General features: G+C 71.8%; 19 protein-coding genes. 9 read left to right on the top strand and 10 right to left on the bottom strand.

What is annotated here, in order from left to right:
- Positions 1 to 18: 18 nt before the first annotated feature.
- On the bottom strand, positions 19 to 723 hold the full coding sequence (locus Van01_RS13300; RefSeq protein ID WP_204006545.1) for a DUF305 domain-containing protein: 705 nt from the start codon (positions 721 to 723) through the stop codon (positions 19 to 21).
- Positions 724 to 862: 139 nt separating this feature from the next.
- On the opposite strand from Van01_RS13300, the gene Van01_RS13295 reads away from it, so the two are divergent.
- The 3 genes from Van01_RS13295 (at position 863) to Van01_RS13285 (ending at position 4,058) form a co-directional block, all read left to right on the top strand.
- Positions 863 to 2,320, top strand: coding sequence for an LVIVD repeat-containing protein (locus Van01_RS13295; RefSeq protein ID WP_204006543.1), 1,458 nt, complete (start codon positions 863 to 865; stop codon positions 2,318 to 2,320).
- Positions 2,321 to 2,455: 135 nt separating this feature from the next.
- Positions 2,456 to 2,677, top strand: a complete 222-nt coding sequence (locus tag Van01_RS13290; RefSeq protein ID WP_204006540.1) for a DUF2188 domain-containing protein — start codon at positions 2,456 to 2,458, stop codon at positions 2,675 to 2,677.
- 157 nt (positions 2,678 to 2,834) lie between these two features.
- Positions 2,835 to 4,058 (top strand): ArsB/NhaD family transporter, encoded by a 1,224-nt coding sequence (locus Van01_RS13285; RefSeq protein WP_204006538.1) that lies wholly within the window; start codon positions 2,835 to 2,837, stop codon positions 4,056 to 4,058.
- A gap of 42 nt (positions 4,059 to 4,100) precedes the next feature.
- Here Van01_RS13285 and Van01_RS13280 read toward each other — a convergent pair whose 3' ends face one another.
- The 3 genes from Van01_RS13280 to Van01_RS13270 are packed head-to-tail and all read right to left on the bottom strand — an operon-like array spanning position 4,101 to position 7,545.
- Entirely contained in the window at positions 4,101 to 4,922 is an 822-nt protein-coding gene (locus Van01_RS13280; protein WP_204006536.1) for a MerR family transcriptional regulator, read from the bottom strand.
- Positions 4,923 to 4,974: 52 nt separating this feature from the next.
- Positions 4,975 to 6,585, bottom strand: coding sequence for an asparagine synthetase B family protein (locus tag Van01_RS13275; protein WP_204006534.1), 1,611 nt, complete (start codon positions 6,583 to 6,585; stop codon positions 4,975 to 4,977).
- A gap of 3 nt (positions 6,586 to 6,588) precedes the next feature.
- Positions 6,589 to 7,545 carry a DUF5715 family protein gene (locus Van01_RS13270; protein ID WP_204006532.1) on the bottom strand — a complete coding sequence of 319 codons (957 nt, stop codon included), beginning with the start codon at positions 7,543 to 7,545 and terminating at the stop codon, positions 6,589 to 6,591.
- A gap of 227 nt (positions 7,546 to 7,772) precedes the next feature.
- On the opposite strand from Van01_RS13270, the gene Van01_RS13265 reads away from it, so the two are divergent.
- Positions 7,773 to 8,627: an alpha/beta fold hydrolase gene (locus Van01_RS13265; RefSeq protein WP_204006530.1), complete on the top strand. Its 855-nt coding sequence runs from the start codon at positions 7,773 to 7,775 to the stop codon at positions 8,625 to 8,627.
- 31 nt (positions 8,628 to 8,658) lie between these two features.
- Here the strand turns inward: Van01_RS13265 and Van01_RS13260 are convergent, their stop codons facing one another.
- Genes Van01_RS13260 through Van01_RS13250 form a run of 3 tightly spaced genes read right to left on the bottom strand, consistent with a single transcriptional unit; the run spans position 8,659 to position 11,049 of the window.
- Positions 8,659 to 9,234: a TetR/AcrR family transcriptional regulator gene (locus Van01_RS13260; RefSeq protein WP_204006528.1), complete on the bottom strand. Its 576-nt coding sequence runs from the start codon at positions 9,232 to 9,234 to the stop codon at positions 8,659 to 8,661.
- A gap of 55 nt (positions 9,235 to 9,289) precedes the next feature.
- The gene (locus Van01_RS13255) at positions 9,290 to 9,895 is read right to left on the bottom strand and encodes a response regulator transcription factor (protein WP_204006526.1); all 606 of its coding nucleotides are present in this window, start codon (positions 9,893 to 9,895) and stop codon (positions 9,290 to 9,292) included.
- A complete protein-coding gene (locus Van01_RS13250; RefSeq protein WP_239099052.1) occupies positions 9,892 to 11,049 on the bottom strand; it encodes a sensor histidine kinase in 1,158 nt (385 codons plus the stop codon). The genes Van01_RS13255 and Van01_RS13250 overlap by 4 nt, the downstream gene beginning before the upstream one ends.
- Before the next feature lie 134 nt (positions 11,050 to 11,183).
- Here Van01_RS13250 and Van01_RS13245 point away from each other — a divergent pair, with 134 nt between their 5' ends.
- Both Van01_RS13245 and Van01_RS13240 read left to right on the top strand, forming a co-directional pair.
- Positions 11,184 to 11,714, top strand: a complete 531-nt coding sequence (locus Van01_RS13245) for a hypothetical protein (RefSeq protein WP_204006522.1) — start codon at positions 11,184 to 11,186, stop codon at positions 11,712 to 11,714.
- A 99-nt stretch (positions 11,715 to 11,813) separates the two neighbouring features.
- A complete protein-coding gene (locus Van01_RS13240) occupies positions 11,814 to 13,565 on the top strand; it encodes a DEAD/DEAH box helicase (RefSeq protein WP_204006520.1) in 1,752 nt (583 codons plus the stop codon).
- Positions 13,566 to 13,722: 157 nt separating this feature from the next.
- On the opposite strand, the gene lon is transcribed toward Van01_RS13240, so the two are convergent.
- Positions 13,723 to 16,059 (bottom strand): endopeptidase La, encoded by a 2,337-nt coding sequence (gene lon, locus Van01_RS13235; protein WP_204006517.1) that lies wholly within the window; start codon positions 16,057 to 16,059, stop codon positions 13,723 to 13,725.
- Between the two features lie 275 nt (positions 16,060 to 16,334).
- On the opposite strand from lon, the gene Van01_RS13230 reads away from it, so the two are divergent.
- Positions 16,335 to 16,682, top strand: coding sequence for a histone-like nucleoid-structuring protein Lsr2 (locus Van01_RS13230; protein WP_099846247.1), 348 nt, complete (start codon positions 16,335 to 16,337; stop codon positions 16,680 to 16,682).
- A 139-nt stretch (positions 16,683 to 16,821) separates the two neighbouring features.
- Here Van01_RS13230 and Van01_RS13225 read toward each other — a convergent pair whose 3' ends face one another.
- Entirely contained in the window at positions 16,822 to 17,937 is a 1,116-nt protein-coding gene (locus tag Van01_RS13225) for a hypothetical protein (protein ID WP_373306251.1), read from the bottom strand.
- Between the two features lie 455 nt (positions 17,938 to 18,392).
- Positions 18,393 to 19,265 carry a PDDEXK family nuclease gene (locus Van01_RS13220; RefSeq protein WP_239099051.1) on the bottom strand — a complete coding sequence of 291 codons (873 nt, stop codon included), beginning with the start codon at positions 19,263 to 19,265 and terminating at the stop codon, positions 18,393 to 18,395.
- Between the two features lie 204 nt (positions 19,266 to 19,469).
- Between Van01_RS13220 and Van01_RS13215 the strand changes: the two genes are divergently transcribed.
- Positions 19,470 to 20,195, top strand: a complete 726-nt coding sequence (locus Van01_RS13215) for a helical backbone metal receptor (protein WP_204006513.1) — start codon at positions 19,470 to 19,472, stop codon at positions 20,193 to 20,195.
- A 175-nt stretch (positions 20,196 to 20,370) separates the two neighbouring features.
- Positions 20,371 to 20,931 carry a DoxX family membrane protein gene (locus Van01_RS13210; RefSeq protein ID WP_204006753.1) on the top strand — a complete coding sequence of 187 codons (561 nt, stop codon included), beginning with the start codon at positions 20,371 to 20,373 and terminating at the stop codon, positions 20,929 to 20,931.
- Positions 20,932 to 20,963 lie beyond the last annotated feature (32 nt).

Here is a 20,963-nt window from a genome sequence, read left to right as displayed (position 1 = left end):
CCGGCGGGTCGGTACCGGTCAGACCGGCAGGAGGTCGCGCATCCGGGCGATCTCGACGGACTGTTCACTGGCGACCGAGGTGGCGAACTGCTCCACGGTCAGGTCGAGCCCGACCTTGAGCACGTCGGTCGCCATCAGCACGGCGCCCTCGTGGTGCTCGGTCATCATCCGCAGGAAGAGGTTGTCGAACTCGGCGCCCCGGGCGGCGGCGAGCCGGCGCATCGCCTCGGCCGGCTGCATGCCCCGCATCGTGGCGTGGTCGTGCCCGTCGACGCCGGCGGAGAGGCCCCGCGTGGTCAGCCAGGCCCGCAGCACGCCGATCTCCGGCCCCTGGCTGGCCCGGATCCGGTCGGCGAGGGCGCGCACCCTCGGCTCGGCGGCCCGGTCGGTGGCCAGCCCGGCCATCTCCAGGGCCTGCTCGTGGTGCGGAATCATCATCCGGACGAACCAGGTGTCCAGGCTGTTGTAGCGGGGCGGCGAGTCGTTGCGGACCTCGTCGGCGGGGCGCTCGACGGCGTCCTCCCCCGGGCGGCCCGGCACGATGACCGGTGGCGCGGAGGCGTCCACACCGGACGGTGCCGGGCGGGTGGACGGTGCGGTGGCGGCGGCCGAACCCGGTGCCGCCGGCCCGGAGACGCCACCGCGCAACGCGACGGCGCCGACTGTCAGCGCCACCGCGACCGTTGTGACGGCGGCGAGTATCCGTCCGCGTCGGCCGGTCATGCGACACCTCCTCCGGATCGAGGTCGCTGCGATCGTATCCATTCACATTGGACGTAAAATGTGACCTGGATCACATCGATGGATCTCATCTGCGAGTAAGGTACGGCCAACCTCACTCCCCTTTCGAAGGGTGTCGCCGATGGTCGGATCGACCCTGCCACGGGGGCGGCAACTGCGTATCGTCAGTGTGGCCGCCACCGGGCTCCTCCTCGCCAGCATCGCCGTTGCCCCACCCGGCAACGCGCAGACGGTCGCCCAGGCGGCCGTCGAGTCAACCGCAGCAGTCGAGGCACCGCTCGGTGTCGACGAGATCGCCAGCAGCCCCAACCTCAAGCTGATCGCCAACCTGCCGAAGCAGTCGCCGTTCAACACCACGGCGGCGCTCGGCACCGACATCGCCTTCCAGGGCAGGTACGCCTTCGTCGGCAACTACGACGGCTTCGTGATCTACGACGTCTCCAAGCCGAGCAAGCCGACGATCGTCTCGCAGGTGCTCTGCCCGGGCGCGCAGAACGACATCTCCGTCTACGGTGACCTGCTCTTCCTGTCGACGGACGCGTCGCGCAGCGACGACTCGTGCAGCAGCGTCTCCCAGTCCGCCACGATCAAGGAGTCGTGGGAGGGCATCAAGGTCTTCGACATCAAGAACAAGACCAGCCCCCGGTACGTCAAGGCGGTCGAGACGGCCTGCGGCTCACACACCCACACGCTGGTACCGGCGAAGGACAAGAAGTCGGTCTACCTGTACGTCTCCTCGTACAGCCCGAACGCCGCCCTGCCGGACTGCCAGCCGCCGCACGACTCGATAAGCATCGTCAAGGTGCCGCTGAAGAAGCCGACCGACGCGGCGGTCGTCGCCACGCCGAACCTCTTCCCCGACGGCGGCTACGAGGGTCGTACGGGCGGCTCGGCGACCTCGGGCTGCCACGACATCACCGCCTACCCGACGAAGGACCTGGCCGCAGGCGCCTGCATGGGTGACGGAGTGCTGCTGGACATCAGCAAGCGGGAGGCGCCGCGGGTGCTGCACACCGTGCGGGACACGACGAACTTCGCGTTCTGGCACTCGGCCACCTTCAACAACCGCGGCACCAAGGTCGTCTTCACCGACGAGCTAGGCGGTGGCGGCGGCGCCACCTGCAACGAGGCCGTGGGCCCGGAGCGCGGCGCCAACGCCATCTACGACATCACCGGTCGCGGTGACAAGCGCAAGCTGGAGTTCCGCAGCTACTACAAGATCCCCCGGACCAACGGGGACACCGAGAACTGCGTGGCGCACAACGGCTCGCTCATCCCGGTCCTCGGCAAGGACATCATGGTCCAGGCGTGGTACCAGGGCGGCGTGTCGGTGTGGGACTTCACCAACTCGCGCAAGCCGAAGGAGATCGGCTACTGGGAGCGCGGCCCGCTGTCGGACAGCCAGCTCATCATCGGCGGCTCCTGGTCGGCCTACTACTACAACGGGCACATCTACTCCTCTGACATCCAGAAGGGGCTCGACGTGCTCGAACTCAACGACTGGCGGACGTGGACGGCCAAGCTGGCCCACTTCCGGGAGTTGAACGTGCAGACCCAGCCCAGCTACCTCAGCTGGTAGGACCCGACGCACCGACCGGGCCCGGTCACTCCCGTACGGGAGTGACCGGGCCCGATCTGCTCACGGGTACCACCTGTCGCGTTTTTTCCCGCCTGTCCCGGGTACCTCCTCCGGCACGCAGGAAAGGGGTGCGAGATGACGCGCAACGAGTACCACGTGGTGCCCGACGGTGGTGGTTGGAAGGTCGAGCAGGGCAGCACCGTCGTCGGTACGTACGACACGAAGCAGCGGGCGGTCGAGGCCGGACGCGAGGCGGCACACGGTCACGAGCCCAGCCAGCTCGTGGTGCACACGGCCGACGGGAAGATCGAGACCGAGTACACCTACCACGACGACCCGTACCCGCCCGCCGGCTGAGCCGGCAACCCCAGCGGCGACCTGCCGACACCATCCACCCCGGGTGCTGTCGGCAGGCCGCCGTCGCCGGTCCGCTGCCGCCACCCGCCGTGCCCGTCGTCACCTGCAACGACGCCGAAACCGATGGCGTACGCCGGGCGTGCCAGGATGACCGGCCGTGACCTCTGCCGGGCCGGTCCCGCCCGCCCCGATCCGGTCGGCCCGACGCCGACCCCACCCGCTCGACGCGATCGCCGTAGCGCTCGCCGTCGTCGGGGCCGGCTGTGTCGCGACCGGGTTGCTGCCCCGCCCCGACGCCGCCGCCACCCTCGTCCGGGTCCTGCCCCTGTTGCTGTTCCTCGGCACCGTGGTGATCCTCGCCGAACTGACCGCGGCGGCCGGTGTCTTCGACGTGCTCGCCACCCGGCTGGCCGTCGCCGCCCGGGGTAGCTGGCCGGCACTCTTCGCGCTCTGCGTCGGGTTCGCCGCGGTGACCACGATCGTGCTCAACCTGGACACCACAGCCGTGCTGCTGACCCCGGTGATGCTCACCCTGGCGGTCACCCTGCGCACCGCTGTGGCGCCGCTGGCGGTCACCACGGTCTGGCTGGCGAACACGGCAAGCCTGCTACTGCCGGTGTCCAACCTGACAAACCTGCTCGCCGCAGACCGGATCGGACTCGACCCGCTCGGGTACGCCGGTCTGCTGTGGTTGCCGCAACTGGCCGTCCTCGCGGTCACCACGGCGCTGCTCTGGCACTGCTGGTGGCGTCCGGAACGGCCGCCCGGCAACCGGTTCCCGGCACCGGCGCCGCACCGACCCGCCGACCCGGTGCTGTACCGGACCGCGCTCGCCGGCTGCCTGCTGTTCGTCGGCGTGATCCTGGTCGGCGCACCTGTCGGCCTCGGCTCGGCGGTCGCCGCCGGCCTGCTGGTGCTCGGCTTCGCGATCCGCTCGCCCGCCACGCTGCGCCCCGCGCTGGTCCCCTGGCGGCTGCTGCTCTTCGTCACCGGGCTGTTCCTGGTGGTCCAGACCATCGGTCGGCACGGGCTGAACGACCTGGTGGCAGGGCTGGTCGGGCAGGACGGCGGGGTGCTGGGCGCGCTGCGCGCGGGTGGTACCGGAGCTTTGCTGGCCAATCTGGTGAACAATCTGCCCGCCTATCTGGCCGGCGAGGCGGTGCTGCCCACCGGGGACCGGCAGCGGTTGCTGGCGCTGCTGATCGGCACCAACGTGGGACCGCTGGCGCTGCCCTGGGCGTCCCTGGCCACCCTGCTGTGGCTGGAGCGCTGCCGGGCCGCCCGGGTCCGGGTACCGCTGGCCCGGTTTCTGGTGACAAGCGCCGCGGTGGCGGTGCTCGGCACCCTCGCCGCGGTCGGTGCCCTGCTGCTCACCGGCTGACCTCGGCCGCGCCACGCTGGTGCGGCCGAGGTCAGCCGCTGGTCAGGCCCGGCGCACGGGCAGCTGCAACTCGGTGACCCCCTTGTCGGCCTCCTCGGGCCAGTACTCCAGGTAGAGCTCGCGGGCGTAGCCGTCGGTCCGCCAGTCGTGCTCCTCGATCCACCGAGCCAGCACCTGCATGCTCCGGTCGGCCGTGTCCATCGAGCCGTGGTGGATCGTCGTCACCGCCGTGATCGCCGGCAACTCCACCACCGCGACGTCACCTACCGCGTCCAGGCTGCCCTCGACACCCACCCCGGCGTGTACGACGACACCGTCGCCATCGGCAGCCTGGTCGTACCAGGCCAGCGCCGGCCCACCGGGGGTGAACCCGGCGGCCTCCAGACGGCGGAACAGCTCCGGGTAGAGCGGCGTCAGCACCGGACCGATGTCCGCGGGCTCGTAGCTTCGGGCGACGGCGCTCAGCGCCGCGACCCGGATCGGTGGAACCTGCTTGAGCACGACATCCTGGCTGGTCATCCGACCCTCCGTTTCGATCATGCGGAGCCTCGCCTCGACGCTCGACAGGCGAGCGGTGTCCGCCGCCAACTGGGCCGCCAACTGGGCCCGGCGCAGCCGCAGCATGCCCCGCAGCTCGACCAGGTCGACAGTGTCGTCCAGGATCGCCCGCACCTGGACGAGGGTCAGACCCAGGTCCTTCAGGGCGATCACCCGGTTGAGCCGGCCCAACTGGGCGGCGGTGTAGTAGCGGTAGCCGCTGTGCGGGTCGACTGCGGCCGGCGGCAGCAACCCGATGCTGTCGTAGTGCCGCAGCATCCGCACCGACACGCGGCCCAGGCTGGCGAAGTCTCCGATGGTTAACATGGTTCCTCCACGGTGGGCGCTGACACCGTGTCAGAGTCAACACCGCGACGGCTCAGCCGGGCAGTGGGGCCCCGTCGCCACGGTTACGGCGCGGGGACACCAGCCGGCGTACCAGCGGGGTGGCGTTCCACTTGGCCGCGCCGACCAGGTCACGGGCGTGTTCGAGGACCGTGTAGTCGGGTCTCGCCCGGCCGGCGGCCAGCGCGGCGTCCAGGTCGTTGCCGCAGCGCGTCAGCACGCTGTCGAAGTCGCGACGGACCGGCTCCAGCAGGTGGTAGCCGAACGAGCGGTGCAGGCGGGCGAAGAGCGGCTTGTACAGCCGGGCCCGCTCGTGCAGTCCGGAGGAGTACGACATGGGGTTCTTCGGCCGACGCCGGATGTAGTCGGGCAGCATGTCGGCGAAGGCCCGCCGAACGATCCACTTCTCCTGACCGTCGCGAAGCTTCAACTCGATCGGCAGTCGCATCGCCAGCTCGACGAGCGCCAGGTCGAGGAAGGGCACCCGGGCCTCGACGCCGAAGGCCATGCTGGTCCGGTCGACCCGCTGCAACTCGGTCCGGCACAGGTTGCGGATCTTGTGCAGGAAGAGTCTCCGGGACGCCTCCGGACCGACCTCGTGGTACATGGGGTAGCCGCCGAACAGCTCGTCCGAGCCGTCTCCGGTGAGCACCACCTTGACGCCCAGCTCCCGCAGCCGGCGGAAGATCGGCACCGAGACGATCGCGTTGATGATGTCGCCGTACTCGGTCAGCTCGGAGATCCGGATCGCCTCCCGCACGTCGGCGAGCCGGATGTCGCGCGGGCGCAGTTCCACCACCTCGTGTGCCACGCCGAGGTCCTTCGCCAACCGCCGGGCGTACGCCAGGTCCGGGCTCTCCGGCACCCCGACGGTGATGGCGACGCAGTCCGGATGCGACTGCGCCGCGTGCAGCAGCGCCAGCGAGCTGTCCAGCCCACCGGAGAGCACCACGCCCACGGTGAGGTCGGTGTCCAGCCGCACCCGGAGACTGTCGGTGAGGGCGGTACGGACGAGCAGGGCGGCCTCGTCCGGGTCCGCCACCACCGGCCGGCCCGCGCCGAGGGCGAGCAGGTCCACGTACGGTCGCAGCTGCGGGTGCCCGCCGGTGTCGGCCCAGCCGTGGTGCCCCGGTGGCACCTCGGCCACCGGCGCGCCCAGCCGGACCAGCGCCTTGATCTCGCTGGCGAGGTGCAGACAGCCCGGTGTCCGCGCCCAGTACAGCGGCTTCACGCCGAGCGGGTCCCGGACCAGGTACGCGCGCCCGGTGGCCCGTTCCACCACGGCGAAGGCGTACTCGCCACGCAACCGGGTCACCACCTGCTCGCCCCAGTGCTCGAACGCGGCGAGCACCACCTCGGTGTCGCTGGCGCTGCGGAACCGGTGGCCGAGGCTGCTCAGCTCGGCCCGCAACTCGTGGTGGTTGAAGACCTCGCCGTTGTAGCAGAGCAGCCAGCGCTCGTCGGTCGAGACCCAGGGCTGCACCGCGCGCTCCCGGTCCACCACCCGTAGCCGGCGGGTCCCGGCGAGCAGACCGCTCTCGTGCCGGGTCTCGGTCACCTCGCCCCGTGGCGCGAGCGTCCCGAGCATCCGCCGGAAGATGGCCGGGTCCGCCTCCGGGCCGATGCTGAGCATGATCCCGCACATCGGTCAGATCCCCATCTCGGCTTCGTACGCCCGGCGCAGCCGGAGGGTCGCCGACGGTGCGAGGCAGATGTGCCACGCCTGCCCCTCGTCCACCACATTGATCTCACCGGCCTGCTGCCGGTTCAGCAGCAGCCCGGCCAGGGTGTCCCGCGCGCCGAAGCGGCGGTACCAGGCCATCTCCACGTCCACCGCCCAGCCCAGACAGTGGCCGCTGGGCACCATCGCGGCGTACCCGAGGCGCCGGAGCCGGTACTGGTGTTCGGCGCTGCGGACCAGGCTGGTCACCCAGAGTGGCGGAGTGCCGGCCGGGGTGGCGGCGGCGAACTCGCGACCGATGTCGTTGAGCAGGGCGATCACCTCGCGGCGGGCCCGGCGGAACAGCAACCCGGCGGTGCGCGGCGTGGCGTCGGGCAGCATCCGGCGGCGCAACGCGCGTACGCCCCGGCCCACGATGGTGCGGGGCTGCTCGGTGTACTGGAACTGCAGCAGGTCCCGGCGTCGCAACCACTCCAGGTCGACAAGTTCGGCGCTGTGGTTGACCTCGCTGTCGGTGAGGAAGGTGGTGGCGTCGCGCCACCACATCACGTCGATCCGCGAGAGCAGGTAGATGCGCACCAGCGCGGCCAGGTCGGCTGCGGAACTGCGCTCGTTCGGCTGGTACCGGGCCATCTCCAGCAGGAGCGTCTCGCGGGCTCCGACCAACCCCTGGGAGGTGGCGTCGAGCACCTGCATGATCGCCGGTTCCCGTAGCCGCTGGTCGATCAGCACCTGACGCGCCTTCGCGCTGCTCACCCCGGCGAGCGCGCTCACCTCGACAAGCAGTTCAGCGACGGCGTCGCGGTAGGCCGCCAGGTCGGGCGGGGCGGCGACGGGCGGACGCGCGATGCCCCGGGGGCGGCGGCGGGCTGGCGTGACGGGAGGACCGGATCGGTGTCCCGGACTTCTGCTGGGCACTCGCATGATCGGTCCTCTCTACCGCCGCGTGATCGCCTGTGACAGAACGTAACGGCACGGATCCGGATGAGCGCGAGCAATACTCCCGTATCCCCCTAAGGCGTGGCAGAGCACGCGACCGGGCGGGGCCGCCCCAGCGACAGACAGATCCCGTCGAGCGACACACGGTTCATGTACCATCTGGTACATGAACCGTGCCGCAAAGGTACGTACCGATCGGCAGGAGACGGCCGATGCCAACCATCACCCTGACCGCCGGGACGATCGACTACACCGACACCGGCGGCACCGGACCGGTCCTGGTGCTGCTGCACGGGGTGAACATGGACGCCAGCCTGTGGCGTCGGGTGGTCGCCGAACTCGGCCCGGCCGTCCGCTGCGTCTGCCCCACCCTGCCGCTGGGCAGTCACCGGCGGCCGATGGACCGGCCGGAGCTGGTCACCCACCGAGGCGTCGCCGCGCTCGTCGGGGAGTTCCTCGACGCGCTGGACCTGCGTGACGTGACAGTGGTCGCCAACGACTGGGGTGGGATCCAGTTCCTGGTGGCCGACGGCCCCACCGAGCGGATCGCTGGTCTGGCGCTTGTCGCCTGCGAGGCGTTCGACAACTTCCCACCCGGCAAGCCGGGCAAGGCGGTGGCGATGAGCGCGCGGCTGCCGGGGGCGCTGTGGCTGTCGATGCAGCTTCAGCGGTTCGGCTGGTTCCGGCGCGCGCCCGGTGCCTGGGGATGGATGAGCAAGCACCCGATCCCGACCGAGGTGATGGACGCCTGGTTCCGGCCGGCACAGCAGAACCAGGCTGTCCGCCGGGATCTGCGCACCTTCGCGCTGTCCACCCCGTCGACGGCGGAACTGCGGGCGCTGCCGGGCCGGCTGGCGTCATTCGACCGCCCGGTCCTGGTGGTCTGGGCCCGCGAGGACAGGCTCATGCCCCGGTCGCACGGTCCCCGGCTGGCCGCGCTGTTCCCCCGGGGCCGGCTGGTCGAGATCGACGACAGTTACACCCTGGTACCCGAGGACCGACCCGACCGGCTCGCGGCGGAACTCGCCCGCTTCGTCGCGACCGAGGTCAGCGGCCCGCGACCCTGAGCCGCCGCCGGACGTCACCACGCCGCACGGGTCACCCGGCTCGGCTCGTCGGCCGGGTGGAGTTCAGGAAAGCCGCCATGGTGGCGTCGGCTGCCGCCCGGTCGCCGGTGAGCGCCAACTCGAACAGGACGCCCCGGGTCATCGCCATCGCCATCCGGGCCTGGGTCCGGGCCTGCGCGGGTGGATGGCCCACCTCCTCGAAGAACCGCCCGAGCCGGTCGGTCCAGACGGTGATCCAGGTACGCAGCGCGCTCGCCCACGCGTGCCCCTGCATCGCCGCCGCCGACATCTCGAAGAACAGCGGCGCGAACGCCCGGTCGTCGGCGAGCCGGACCCAGAAACGCCACGCGCCGTCGTACGGGTCCCCCACCGCGTCGCGCAGCAGCGCTTCGAGCAACTCCTGCTGGGCCCGCCAGACGGCCTCGACCATCGCGGTGAGCAGCCCCTCGCGGGAACCGAAATGGTAGATCAGCATCCGGTGGCTGGTGCCGATCTGCGCGGCGAGCGTACGCAGGCTGGTGTCGCCGACGCCGTTGGCCGCGAAGTACGCGATCACCCGCCGCAGCAGCGCCTCCTGCGGACCGTCGGCCGGCACGGGAACTGTCACGAGCCGATGCTAGGTCAGCGGCGGCCCATGGTCCTGGACCAGCACCGCCGACGGATCACAACCAGCCGTTGTCCCGCGCGATCCGCAGCGCCTCCGCCCGACTCGCCGCGTCGAGCTTCTGCACCGCCAGGGCGAGGTAGTTACGCACCGTCCCCGGCGAGAGGTGGGCCCGGCGGGCGATCACGGCGACCGGGGCGTCATCGCCGGAGAGCCGCAGCGTCTCCAACTCGCGGGGGGTCAGCGGGCAGGGCGGGATGGTGAGCGCGTCCGCCGCCAGGGCCGGATCCACGTACCGGCCACCTGCGTGCACCCGGCGGATCACATCGGCCAGCGCGCCGCCCGGAGCGCCCTTGGGCAGGTAGCCCCGGGCACCCGCGCCGAGCGCGCGGGTCAGGTGCGCCGGCCGACCCTGGCCGGTGAGGATGACCACCGCACACGCCGGTAGCGCCCGGGCCAGCTCGGCGGCGACCTGGAACCCGTCCCGCCGGGGCATGGTCAGGTCGATCACCGCCACATCGGGCCGATGCGCGAGAGCGGCGGTCACCGCCGCCTCTCCGTCGGCCGCCTGGGCGACGACCGACAGATCGTCCTCGAGATCGAGCAGTGCGGCCAGAGCGGTCCGGATCAACTCCTCGTCGTCGGCCAGCAGAACCCGGATCATACGGCGGTCGGTACAGTCGCCTCGACGGTGAACACCCCGTCGGCGCCGCGGGTACGCAGCTGCCCACCGGCCCCGGCCAGGCGGTCGGCCAGACCGCGAAGTCCGTGGCTGTGCCGGTCGGGCGCGGCCGTCGCCGGCACCCCGTCATTGGTCACGATCATCCGCGTCACCTGCTCCTCCTGCGTGAACTCGATCCGGCACCAGGCCGCCCGACTGTGCCTGAGCACATTGGTGCCGGCCTCCCGAAGCACCGCCGCCAACTGGGTCGCCACCTCTGCCGGCAGCTCACCGGCGGGCGGTACGACGGTGCACCGGACCCCGGCGGAACGCAGCACCTCCCGCACGGCGGTGAGCTGCTCGGTCAGGTCGATCCGACGGTAACCGTGCACGGTGCGGCGCAACTCGGTGAGGGCGGTGGCAGCCAGCCGTTGCGCCTCGCCCGCCGCCCGACCCGCGCGCACCGGGTCGTCCGGCGCGAGTCGGGCGGCCAGCTCGGACTTGAGGGCGATGACGGTCAGGTGATGTCCGAGCAGGTCGTGCACGTCAGCGGCGAAGCGGAGCCGCTCCTGGGCGGCGACCAGCCGGGCCTGCGCCGCCCGGCCCTGTTCGGCCTGAACCAGCAACCGCCAGAACCACACCTGGAAGCCGTTCACCAGCGCGAGGCCGACGCCGACCGAGCCGGTGAGCAGCACCGAGCGGCCGACGGACGCGCCGGTGAACAGGGCCACCGCCCCGGACACCGCAACTGTGGCCAGCGCCGCCGGCAGCACCAGTCGCAACGGCGTGAGCAACGCGAGCCCACCGACGATCGCCGCGCCGAGCCAGGCCCAGGTGGGCCAGGCGGCACCGGCGACCGGTGCGACGAGCGGCACACTGAACCCGGCCACCCCGGCGTACCCGGCCAGCAGCCGCCGGTGCAGCCCGGCGGGCCACTCCGGGCTGACCGCCGCGTACAGCGTCACCGCCAGCACCAGCGCGAACGCGGCCAGCCCCACCGTGCCGGCGACCACCCACCAGGCGTCCGGTTCCCGGGTCAACCCGACAGCCGGGAGGAGCAGGGTGGCGGCCATGCCCGAGGTGAGGGACACCAGGGTCGCGGCCCGGGCCCGGGACAGCGTCCGCCCGCCACCCGCCACCAACGCCCCGTCCACCACGCTCGCCAGGGTAGATCGCGCCGCCGCAGCGGTGGACCCGCCGATCTGCCCGGACCGACCGGGCATCGCGCCCGGTGCGGCTGTGACAACGCGGGGATGATCGGCACGATACGACCGCGACCAGGCTCGGTGACATGGCAGAGCTCAGAACCGCTGTGGCATCGACGATCCCGGCTTTCCCGACCACCGACACCGCTGCGTCCGAACCACCGACCGGGGCGGGTCGCACCGCGCGGTGGCGGTGGCGGTCGCTTACCCGGCACCCGCTGACCCGGGCGCTGGCCCACCGCTGGCCGGCGGGGCTGGCGTTGCTGGTGACCGCCGACAACTGGGCCTCGCCGACCCTGCTGGGCGCGTACACGCTGCTGGTGCTGCCGGTGGGCTACCTGGTGATCGGGACGCTCCGCCGGCAGTGGGGCGTACCCGGCAACCTCCGGCTGCAACTCGCCGGCCTGGCGGGCTGGTCCGCCCTGGCCCTGCTCGCCATGCTCGCCGGCGGCACCACGGGAGCGTGGCTCGTGGCGGTCGGCTGGCTGGCCCACGCCGGGTGGGACCTGCTGCATCTGCGGAGCCGTCAGGTGGTGCCGCGGGCCTACGCCGAGTGCTGCGTCGTCATCGACGCCGTGCTGGGCATCACCATCATGCTGGCGCTGCTCGCCGGGTGACGGGGCCGGTCAGGCGTGCGGGGCCGCCGACGGCGGCCCCGCACGCCCGTTCGGGTGGTCGCCGCAGCGGACCGGTGGGCGTGATGAAAAGCTTGACCCATGAGTTCCACGCCCGTGTTGCCCGACCCGTCCACCGAGCCGCCCGCCTTCACGGATCTCGGCCTACGGCCCGAACTGCTCGCCGCGCTCGCCGCGCTCGGGTACGAGGAGCCCACGCCGATCCAGCGGGAGGCGATCCCGCCCCTGCTGACCGGCCGGGACCTGCTCGGGCAGGCGGCGACTGGCACGGGCAAGACGGCGGCGTTCGCCCTGCCGCTGTTGCAGCGGATGCCGGACGACCGGGCGGGCGACGACCCGCTCGCGCTGGTGCTGGTGCCGACTCGGGAACTCGCGGTGCAGGTCTCCGAGGCGTTCCACCGCTACGGCAAGGATCTCGGTGCGCGGGTGCTGCCGATCTACGGTGGGCAGCCGATCGGTCGGCAGTTGCGGGCACTGGACGCCGGGGTCGACGTCGTGGTGGCCACCCCCGGCCGCGCCCTGGACCACATCGCCCGGGGCACGTTGCGGCTGGGCAACCTCGCCAGCGTGGTGCTGGACGAGGCCGACGAGATGCTCGACATGGGCTTCGCCGAGGACATCGAGGCGATCCTGGAACACGCCCCCGAGCAGCGACAGACGCTGCTCTTCTCCGCCACCATGCCGGCACGTATCGACGGGATGGCCCGGGCGCACCTGACCGATCCGGTGCGCATCCTGATCGCCCGCGAGCAGCCGGTGGCCGGCGAGGCACCCCGGGTCCGGCAGAGCGCGTACCTGGTGGCGCGGGCGCACAAGCCGGCGGCGCTGGGGCGGGTGCTCGACGTCGAGTCGCCCACGGCCGCGATCGTGTTCTGCCGCAGCCGGGAGGAGGTCGACCGGCTCACCGAGACGATGAACGGCCGCGGCTACCGGGCCGAGGCGCTGCACGGCGGGATGAGCCAGGAACAGCGGGACCGGGTGATGGGGCGGCTGCGGGCCGGCACCGCGGACCTGCTCGTCGCCACCGACGTGGCGGCCCGTGGGCTCGATGTCGAGCAGCTCAGCCACGTGGTGAACTTCGACGTGCCGTCGGCACCGGAGTCGTACGTGCACCGCATCGGTCGGGTGGGCCGGGCCGGCCGGGAAGGGGTGGCGATCACCCTGGCCGAGCCTCGGGAACACCGGATGCTCAAGACCATCGAGCGGGTCACCGGGCAGCGGATCACCATCGACAAGATTCCCACGGTCGCCGATCTGCGGACCCGTCGACTGGAGCTGACCCAGGCCGCGCTGCGGGAGAGCCTGCTGGAGGACGACCTCGACCCGTTCCGGGTGATCGTCGAGTCGCTCAGCGACGAGTTCGACCTGATGGAGGTGGCGCTCGCCGCGGTCAAACTGGCCCATGAGGCGACGTTGCCCGGTTCCGACGAGGCCGAGGAGGAGATCCCGCAGGTCGCCGTCCGCTCGCCCCGGGACGGTCGGCCGGCGGGGTACGAGGGCCGGGGTGAACGCCGGCCCGCGCGTCCCCGCAGCGCTGGCACCACCCAGGTGTTCATCGGCGTCGGCCGGCGGGCCGGGGTGCGTCCGCAGGATCTGGTCGGCGCGATCACCGGGGAGACCGGGGTTCGCGGCAGGGACATCGGCTCGATCGAGATCGCCGATCGGTTCTCCCTGGTCGAGGTGCCCGTCGCCGTCGCCGACGAGGTCATCGCCGGGCTGCGCGGCAGCACCATCAAGGGCCGCAAGGCCACCGTGCGCCGTGATCGTGAGGAGCGCCCCGGAGAGGGCCGCTTCGACGGCGGCGACCGACGGGAGCGTCGCGACAGGCGTTGAGGTCTTCTCGCCGGCCACCGCCGCCCACCGCGACTCGTGCCCCCGACCGGGTGGTCGGGGGCACGAGTCTGCTCTCGGGTGTCCGGGGCAGGCGATGGCCTACCCGGTCGGCCCCGGTGGGGGTCGATCCGCCCGCCCGGCCAGCGCGGACGCCCGATCAGGCGGCGCTGACCCGCTGACCGCCCAGCGCCGCCGGGTCGATCTCGGCCGGGCGCAACGCCAGGGCGAGCACGTCGGCGACATCGGCCAGGGTGTGCACCGTCAGTTGCTCGCGGACCTCGGTCGGCAGGTCGTCCAGGTCCGGTTCGTTACGGGCCGGGATGATCACCTCGGTCAGGCCGGCCCGGTGCGCGGCGAGCAGCTTCTGCTTCACCCCGCCGATGGGCAGCACCCGCCCGGAGAGGGTCACCTCGCCGGTCATCCCGAACTCGGGGCGTACCGGCCGGCCGCTGGCCAGCGACGCCAGCGCGGTGACCATCGTGATGCCGGCGCTGGGCCCGTCCTTGGGCACCGCCCCCGCCGGGACGTGCAGGTGGATCCGCCGCCCGGCCAGGGCGTTCGGGTCCAGGCCGAGGCGGCGGCCGTTGGCCCGCAGGTAGGAGAGGGCGATGTGCGCCGACTCCTTCATCACGTCGCCGAGCTGACCGGTGAGGGTCAGCCCCGGCTCACCCTCCATGCTCGTCGCCTCGATGAACAACACGTCGCCCCCGGCGCCGGTGACCGCCAGTCCGGTGGCCACGCCCGGTGTCGCGGTGCGTTCCGCCGATTCCGGCGTGTGCTTCGGCCGGCCGAGGTAGCGGACCAGGTCGTCGGCGCCGACGCGGACCGGCGTCGGGTCGTCGGCCAGGGCCACCGCCACCTTCCGCATGACCTTCGCCAGGGCACGTTCCAGCTGCCGTACGCCGGCCTCCCGGGTGTACTCCCCGGCGACACGGGCCAGCGCCTCGGCGTCCACATCGACCTCGTCGGCGGTCAGCCCGGCCCGCTCCCGCTGGCGCGGCAGCAGGTGGTCGCGGGCGATGGCCACCTTCTCGTCCTCGGTGTACCCGTCAAGCGTGACCAGTTCCATCCGGTCCAGCAGCGGCCCGGGGATGGCCTCCACCACGTTGGCCGTGGCCAGGAACAGCACATCGGACAGGTCGAGGTCGACCTCCAGGTAGTGGTCCCGGAAGGTGTGGTTCTGGGCCGGGTCGAGCACCTCCAGCAGGGCTGCGGCCGGGTCACCGGCGTACCCCACGGAGACCTTGTCGACCTCGTCGAGCAGCACCACCGGGTTCATCGAGCCCGCCTCGCGCAGCGCCCGGACGATGCGGCCGGGCAGCGCGCCCACGTAGGTGCGCCGGTGTCCCCGGATCTCGGCCTCGTCACGGATGCCGCCGAGCGAGACCCGGACGAACCTGCGGCCGAGCGCGTGCGCGACCGACTCGCCAAGGCTGGTCTTGCCGACGCCGGGCGGACCCGCGAGGGCCAGCACGGCACCGGAGCCGCGACCGCCGATCACGCCGAGGTCACGTTCGGCCCGCCTGTTGCGCACCGCCAGGTACTCCAGGATGCGGTCCTTGACGTCGGCCAGGCCGGCGTGGTCGGCGTCGAGCACGGCCCGCGCCGCGGCCAGGTCCGTGTTGTCCTCGGTACGCGTGCTCCACGGCATCTCCAGCACCGTGTCGAGCCAGGTACGGATCCAACCCGCCTCCGGCGAGGCGTCGCTGGCCCGTTCCAGCTTGCCGACCTCGCGCAGCGCCGCCTCGCGTACCTTCTCGGGCAGGTCCGCGGCCTCGACGCGGGCCCGGTAGTCGGCCGATCCGTCCGGGGCGTCCTCGCCGAGTTCCTTGCGGATCGCGGCGAGTTGCTGACGCAGCAGGAACTCCCGCTGCGACTTCTCCAGCCCCTCGCGCACATCGGAGTTGATCTGCTCGGTGACCTCCTGCTCGGCGAGGTGGTCCTTGACCCAGGCGACGAGCAGTTCCAGCCGGGCGGTGACGTCCGGCGCGGCGAGCAGTTCGGTCTTCTGCCCCAGGGTCAGCCAGGGCGCGTAGCCGGCCGAGTCGGCCAGTTCGGAGAGGTCGGTCATCCGCTCCACCGCGTCGATGACCTGCCACGCGCCGCGTTGCTGAAGCACGGAGGTCACCAGGGCGCGGTACTCGCGGGCCAGTTCCCGTGCCTTGCCGGCCGGCGCGGGCTCGTCGATCTCGGTCGCCTCGACCCAGAGCGCCGCGCCGGGCCCGGGCACCCCGGAGCCGATGCGGGCACGGGCGAGACCACGGATCACGGCGGCGGGCTCGCCGCTGGGTAGCCGCCCCACCTTCTCGATTGTGGCGATCACGCCGACGGACCCGTACTCGCCGTCGAGGCGGGGCACGGCGAGCAGCGTACGGTCACCTGTGGCGCGGGCCGCGTCGACCGCGGCCTGGGTGGTCGGGTCGAGGGTCACCGGGATGACCATGCCGGGCAGCAGTACGGCGTCGGTCAGTGGAAGTACCGGAAGAGTTGCCATCGAACACCTGCTATCGCATTGAGTTGAGCGTGTCTGGCTCAAGTCGCGGCGGACTCCAGATGTTCCTCGGTGTGACCCAGCACACCGCGCACCGACACCGGGCCGCCTTTCCACCCCCGGCGCCGCTCGACCGCACCCGTGCCCAGCAGATCCAAAATCGGGATTTCGATCCCACGCAAAACGCGAACCGCCGCAGGGCGCGCTTTTGTTGCGCAATTGGCGGACGATCAGTCAAACTTTGAGCACACCCCGTCAGACACAGGGAGTAATCGACGATGGCCAAACAAGTAATCACGGTGCTGACTGACGACCTCGACGGCGGAAAGGCCGACCGTACGGTCGAGTTCAGCCTGGATGGCGTCGCGTACACCATCGACGTTTCCGACGAGAACGCGGGTGTCCTCCGCAAGGCGTTGGATCCGTTTATCAATGCCGGCCGACGCCTCGGGCGTGGCGCCGTCGACACTGGCCGTAACCCACGTCGCAGCACCGGTTCGGGCACTCCCGGAATGAACCGTGAGCAGAACCGCGCCGTCCGCGAATGGGCCGTCCGGAACGGCTACAAGATTTCCGAGCGGGGTCGGATCCCGGTTGAGGTCGTCGAGGCCTACAAGAACCGCTGAGCAGCCGGAATGTCACTCTGGCGCGGTTAGGCCGCCGTCACGGCACGGTTACACCGCCTTTCCGACATGCTACGGGGCCGCCCGGAATTCCGGGCGGCCCCGCGTGTTCGGCATCAGCCTACGGCTTCAGCCCTCGGCGTCAGTTGACCTCGATGCGCACCGCGTCGAAGGCGGGGGTCTGGTTGGCCCGCTCCGACATCGGGATGCGGTGCGAACCGTCGCCGGCCCAGACCGCGCACTGGGCGGTGCCGGAGTCCGGCAGACCCGGGACCTGGATGGTCACCTCGTCCGGCTGGGCACCGCCGCCGCCGTCCTCGGTGGCGACGAAGAAGGCCGGCACCGGCTCAGGCGCGGGCGCCTCGTTCGTGTTGTTCAGCATCCGGCAGGCGGTGTGGAAGTGGCCACGGGTCAGGCCCTGCCCGTTGAGCAGCGAGCTTTCCAGGTAGTAGCCACCCTGGCCGGCCGGCAGGAACCGGTCCCGGACGAGGTTGCGGGTGCTGACCCGGATCGAGAAGCCCTCGTTGCGGTTGATCTGCTGCGGGAAGTCGGTGATCAACAGCGACGGGTTGTTGGCCGCGGCGCCGACCTCACCGAAGGCGGTGGTGATGCAGCGGTTGCCGTTCTGGAAACCGTCGTGCCGCTGAAGCTGGCTGTTGTCGCAGTTGTTCGCCAGCACGTCGAGGCCGTTGTTGTTGTTGCCGCCGCCGTTGTTTCCGCCGTTGTTGTTGCCGTCGTCGCCGCCGTCGTTGTCACCGCCGCCGTCGTTGCCGCCGCCGTTGTTGTTCTCGACCGGCTGCACCTGGCAGGTGGCGAGGTTGGCGAGACCGCGCGGCCGGGGGCCGAACCGGTCGATGGCGATCGTGATCCGGTCGAGGGTCGCCCGACGCTTGCTGGCCAGCGGGTTGAGGATGGCGTTGCGGATGAACGCCTGGCCGCGGTTGCCCTCAGCGGCGAGCCGCGTGTCCGCCTCGGTGATCTGGGTCTGCAAAGCGTTCAGGTTGCGGTCCACCTCGGCGCGGGCCCGGTCGGGCACCTGCGGGAGCCGGCTGACCACGTCCGGGCAGGCCACCGCGAAGGCCCCGGCGGTCGCGCCATCGGTGCCGTCGCGGGTTTCCTGGCACTCCTCGACGGTCTGCTGCCCGTCGCCCCAGTGGTTGACCACCCAGCGTCCGTTCTGCCAGGTGCGAGTCGTGGTGGCGCCGCGAGCGGTCGGCGCGGTCGCGCCCGGGCTCGGTGCGACACATTCGGCCGCCACCGGTCGCTTCTGCTGGTTAGACCGTCGGTCACCGGCCGACGAGATCTGAGTCACGGCGACGACGCCGCCGAAGACAGCGAGCGTGGCGCCAACGGCCAGAAGTCGCTTGGTCCGCGCGTTACCGGATGGTCGGCGCGACCGGGTTGACCTGCGCATCGAATTGCTCTCCTTCTCGATCCGGTTCCTGATTCGTGACTCGACGGACCGAACGGAATCTTGGTGGCACGCTCGACGGGGACCGCCTGAACGCGCCGGTGGCACGTCGACGAACGACGATGCCCTTTCCGCACCGTCTCCCGCGCCTACCGGTGCGGGTTGGGGAGATCCTGTCCATTCCCGGTGAGGTACGGGCCCGCTCCGACGGTGGTTCAAAGGCCGCCAGATTTTTTCCGATGTTTCTTTCCGCGCCCGGACGGTCACCGTCCGCCCTCGACCGGCTGGCAGTCAGGACGCGATCACTCCTGGCAGAGATGGTCGTAGCCGAAGTCGCCGACGAGTTCGCCGCGACGATCCCGTAGCCGCCGAATGTCGGCGAGCAGTTCCTCCCGTGGCACCAGCGACGGCACGCCTACCTCGGTCGTCCGCAGCCGCTCGCCGAGCGCCAGGACGGCCAGGTCCTCGGCGAGCTGGGCGGGTTCGACACCACAGGAAACGCCGTACGCCTGCACTGTCACCCGCTCCACGAGCAGTTGGCCCGGACGGACCTCGGCCCAACTCCACCCCTCGGCCGGCCCCCGCGTCCAGGACACGTGCAGTCCGCGCAGGATCGGGTCGGTCAACCGCCGCGCCACGTACGCCTGCACCGCCTCGGCCCGGGCGAGCGCGCCGAGATCGTTGACCGCACCCTCACGTCCGTCGGGCAGCCGGCCGACGATGTCCCGGAATCCGACCGCCGGCACGTCCGAACCGGCCGCGCCGGCGGCGTACCGCCGCGCGTCGACGACGTACGCGACGATCCGCGGCCCGTGTCCGGCGGTGCGCAGGGTGGCGGAGACGACCCGCAGCAGCGGCAGCCCGATCGCCGCGGCGACAGCCTCCGTGGTCCGCTCGGCTCGCCTGGCGGTGGCGTCTGTCGACGGTGGCCGGAACTCGACCGCGAACTCGGGTCGTCCGGTCGACACCGCGCAGACCACCTGGTCGAACAGGGTCCTGCTGGCCGTGTTCCACTGGCTCGCGGTGAGACCCGGCGGCCGACGCCTGACGATCTCACCCAGGCGCAGCCCGGCGTGCACCCGCTGCTCCGCCCGGACCAGCACGGGCCCCCGCCCGGCGTCCTCCGGCACCGCCGACAGCCCGCAGTCGTGGTCACCAGTCATCGCGGTACCCATGAATCCTCTTCAACCTCTCCCCACCGGCCGGCGACGGCCGGGCCGGACAACGGTGCGCGAGCAGGTCGACATGGCTTTCCGTCCCGCCGGCCGACCGAGTCTAGGATGACGATCATGCCGGCGGCTCCCCCGACGGGCGGTCCGTGACCGGGCTGTGGGGCGACGACGGGCCACCCACCGTCGCCGGACCGAGGAGGTGGGCGGATGCGGGTGGTGTCCCTGGTGCCGTCGCTCACCGAGGCGGTGGCGACGACCCTGCCCGGGCTGCTCGTCGGCGCCACCGACTGGTGCACCCACCCGGCTGACCTGGACGTGCCGCGGGTCGGCGGCACCAAGTACCCGGACCTGGACCGGATCCGCGCGCTCCGGCCCGACCTGGTCCTGCTCAACGTCGAGGAGAACCGGCGCGACGACGCCACCGCGCTGACCGCCGCGGGCGTACCGATCCGGGTGACCTATCCGCGCACCGTGGACGGTGCGCTCACCGAACTCGCCGAGTTGCTGCGGGACCTGGGATCGGCAGCGGAACCATCCTGGCTGACGAAGGCCCGCCGGGCCTGGGCCGCGCTACCGGAAACGCCTGTTCTCCGACGCGCGGTGGTGCCGGTCTGGCGACGTCCCTGGGTGGTGCTCGGCGCCGACACCTTCGCCGGGGACCTGCTGCGCCGGCTCGGTGTCGTCAACGCCTACGCCGAGCAGCCAGAGCGGTATCCGCGACCGAGCCTGTCGCAACTGCGGGACCAGGCACCGGAGCTCGTGGTGCTGCCGGACGAGCCGTACCGCTTCACCCGGGAGGACGGGCCGGAGGCATTTCCCGGCGTTCCGTGCGCCCTGGTGTCCGGTCGGCACCTGACCTGGTACGGCCCCTCGTTGGCCGAGGCTCCCGCGCTGCTGGCCGCCCAGCTCGCCGACCTGCACGTCGCCCGCTGACCGCCCCGGCGGACCGGTGGGCGCGGGCCGGCACCTGTCACGGGTCCCGGTGGACACAGGTCGAAGGTCCCGCCCGGCACCGGCCCGCCGGCCCTGACCGCCGCGTGGTCCACGGGCGTCAAATAGAAGTGCCACCGGGACACGCGGTGCGAAGCAGCGAAGGGACGTGGACATGATGACCGCGATGATCGAGCGGAACACCGCCGCCAAGACCCCGATGGCCGAGACCAACCAGGAGCAGAACCTCCCAACGCGGGCCGCCCGCTACCTGCTCGCCGGGCTCCGCCTGGCGCTCGGTTGGGTCTTCCTCTGGGCCTTCCTGGACAAGGTGTTCGGCCTCGGGTTCGCCACCGAGGCGAAGAACGCCTGGATCAACGGGGGCAGCCCGACCAAGGGCTTCCTCAGCTTCGGCGCCGCCGGCCCGTTCCAGGGCTTCTACAACAGCATCGCCGGAGCCGCCTGGGCCGACTGGCTGTTCATGATCGGTCTGGCCGCCATCGGCACGGCGCTGCTGCTCGGCATCGGGGTGCGCGTCGCCGCCGCAGCCGGCGGTCTGCTGCTGGTGCTGATGTGGACGGCCGTCCTGCCTCCGGAGAACAACCCCTTCATGGACGACCACCTCGTCTACGCCGGTGTGCTGGCCCTGCTCGCGGTGACAAACGCCGGTGACACCTGGGGCCTGGGCCGCACCTGGGCACGACTGCCGATCGTCAAGCGGTTCGGCTGGCTCCGCTGACCCTGATCACCTCCCCCACGGCGGGCGTCACC

Origin of the sequence: Micromonospora andamanensis (assembly GCF_016863495.1) — a bacterium.
Lineage (GTDB): Bacteria > Actinomycetota > Actinomycetes > Mycobacteriales > Micromonosporaceae > Micromonospora > Micromonospora andamanensis.
The sequence above is the reverse complement of the archived record's forward strand: the minus strand, read 5'-3'. Positions and strand labels throughout refer to the sequence as shown.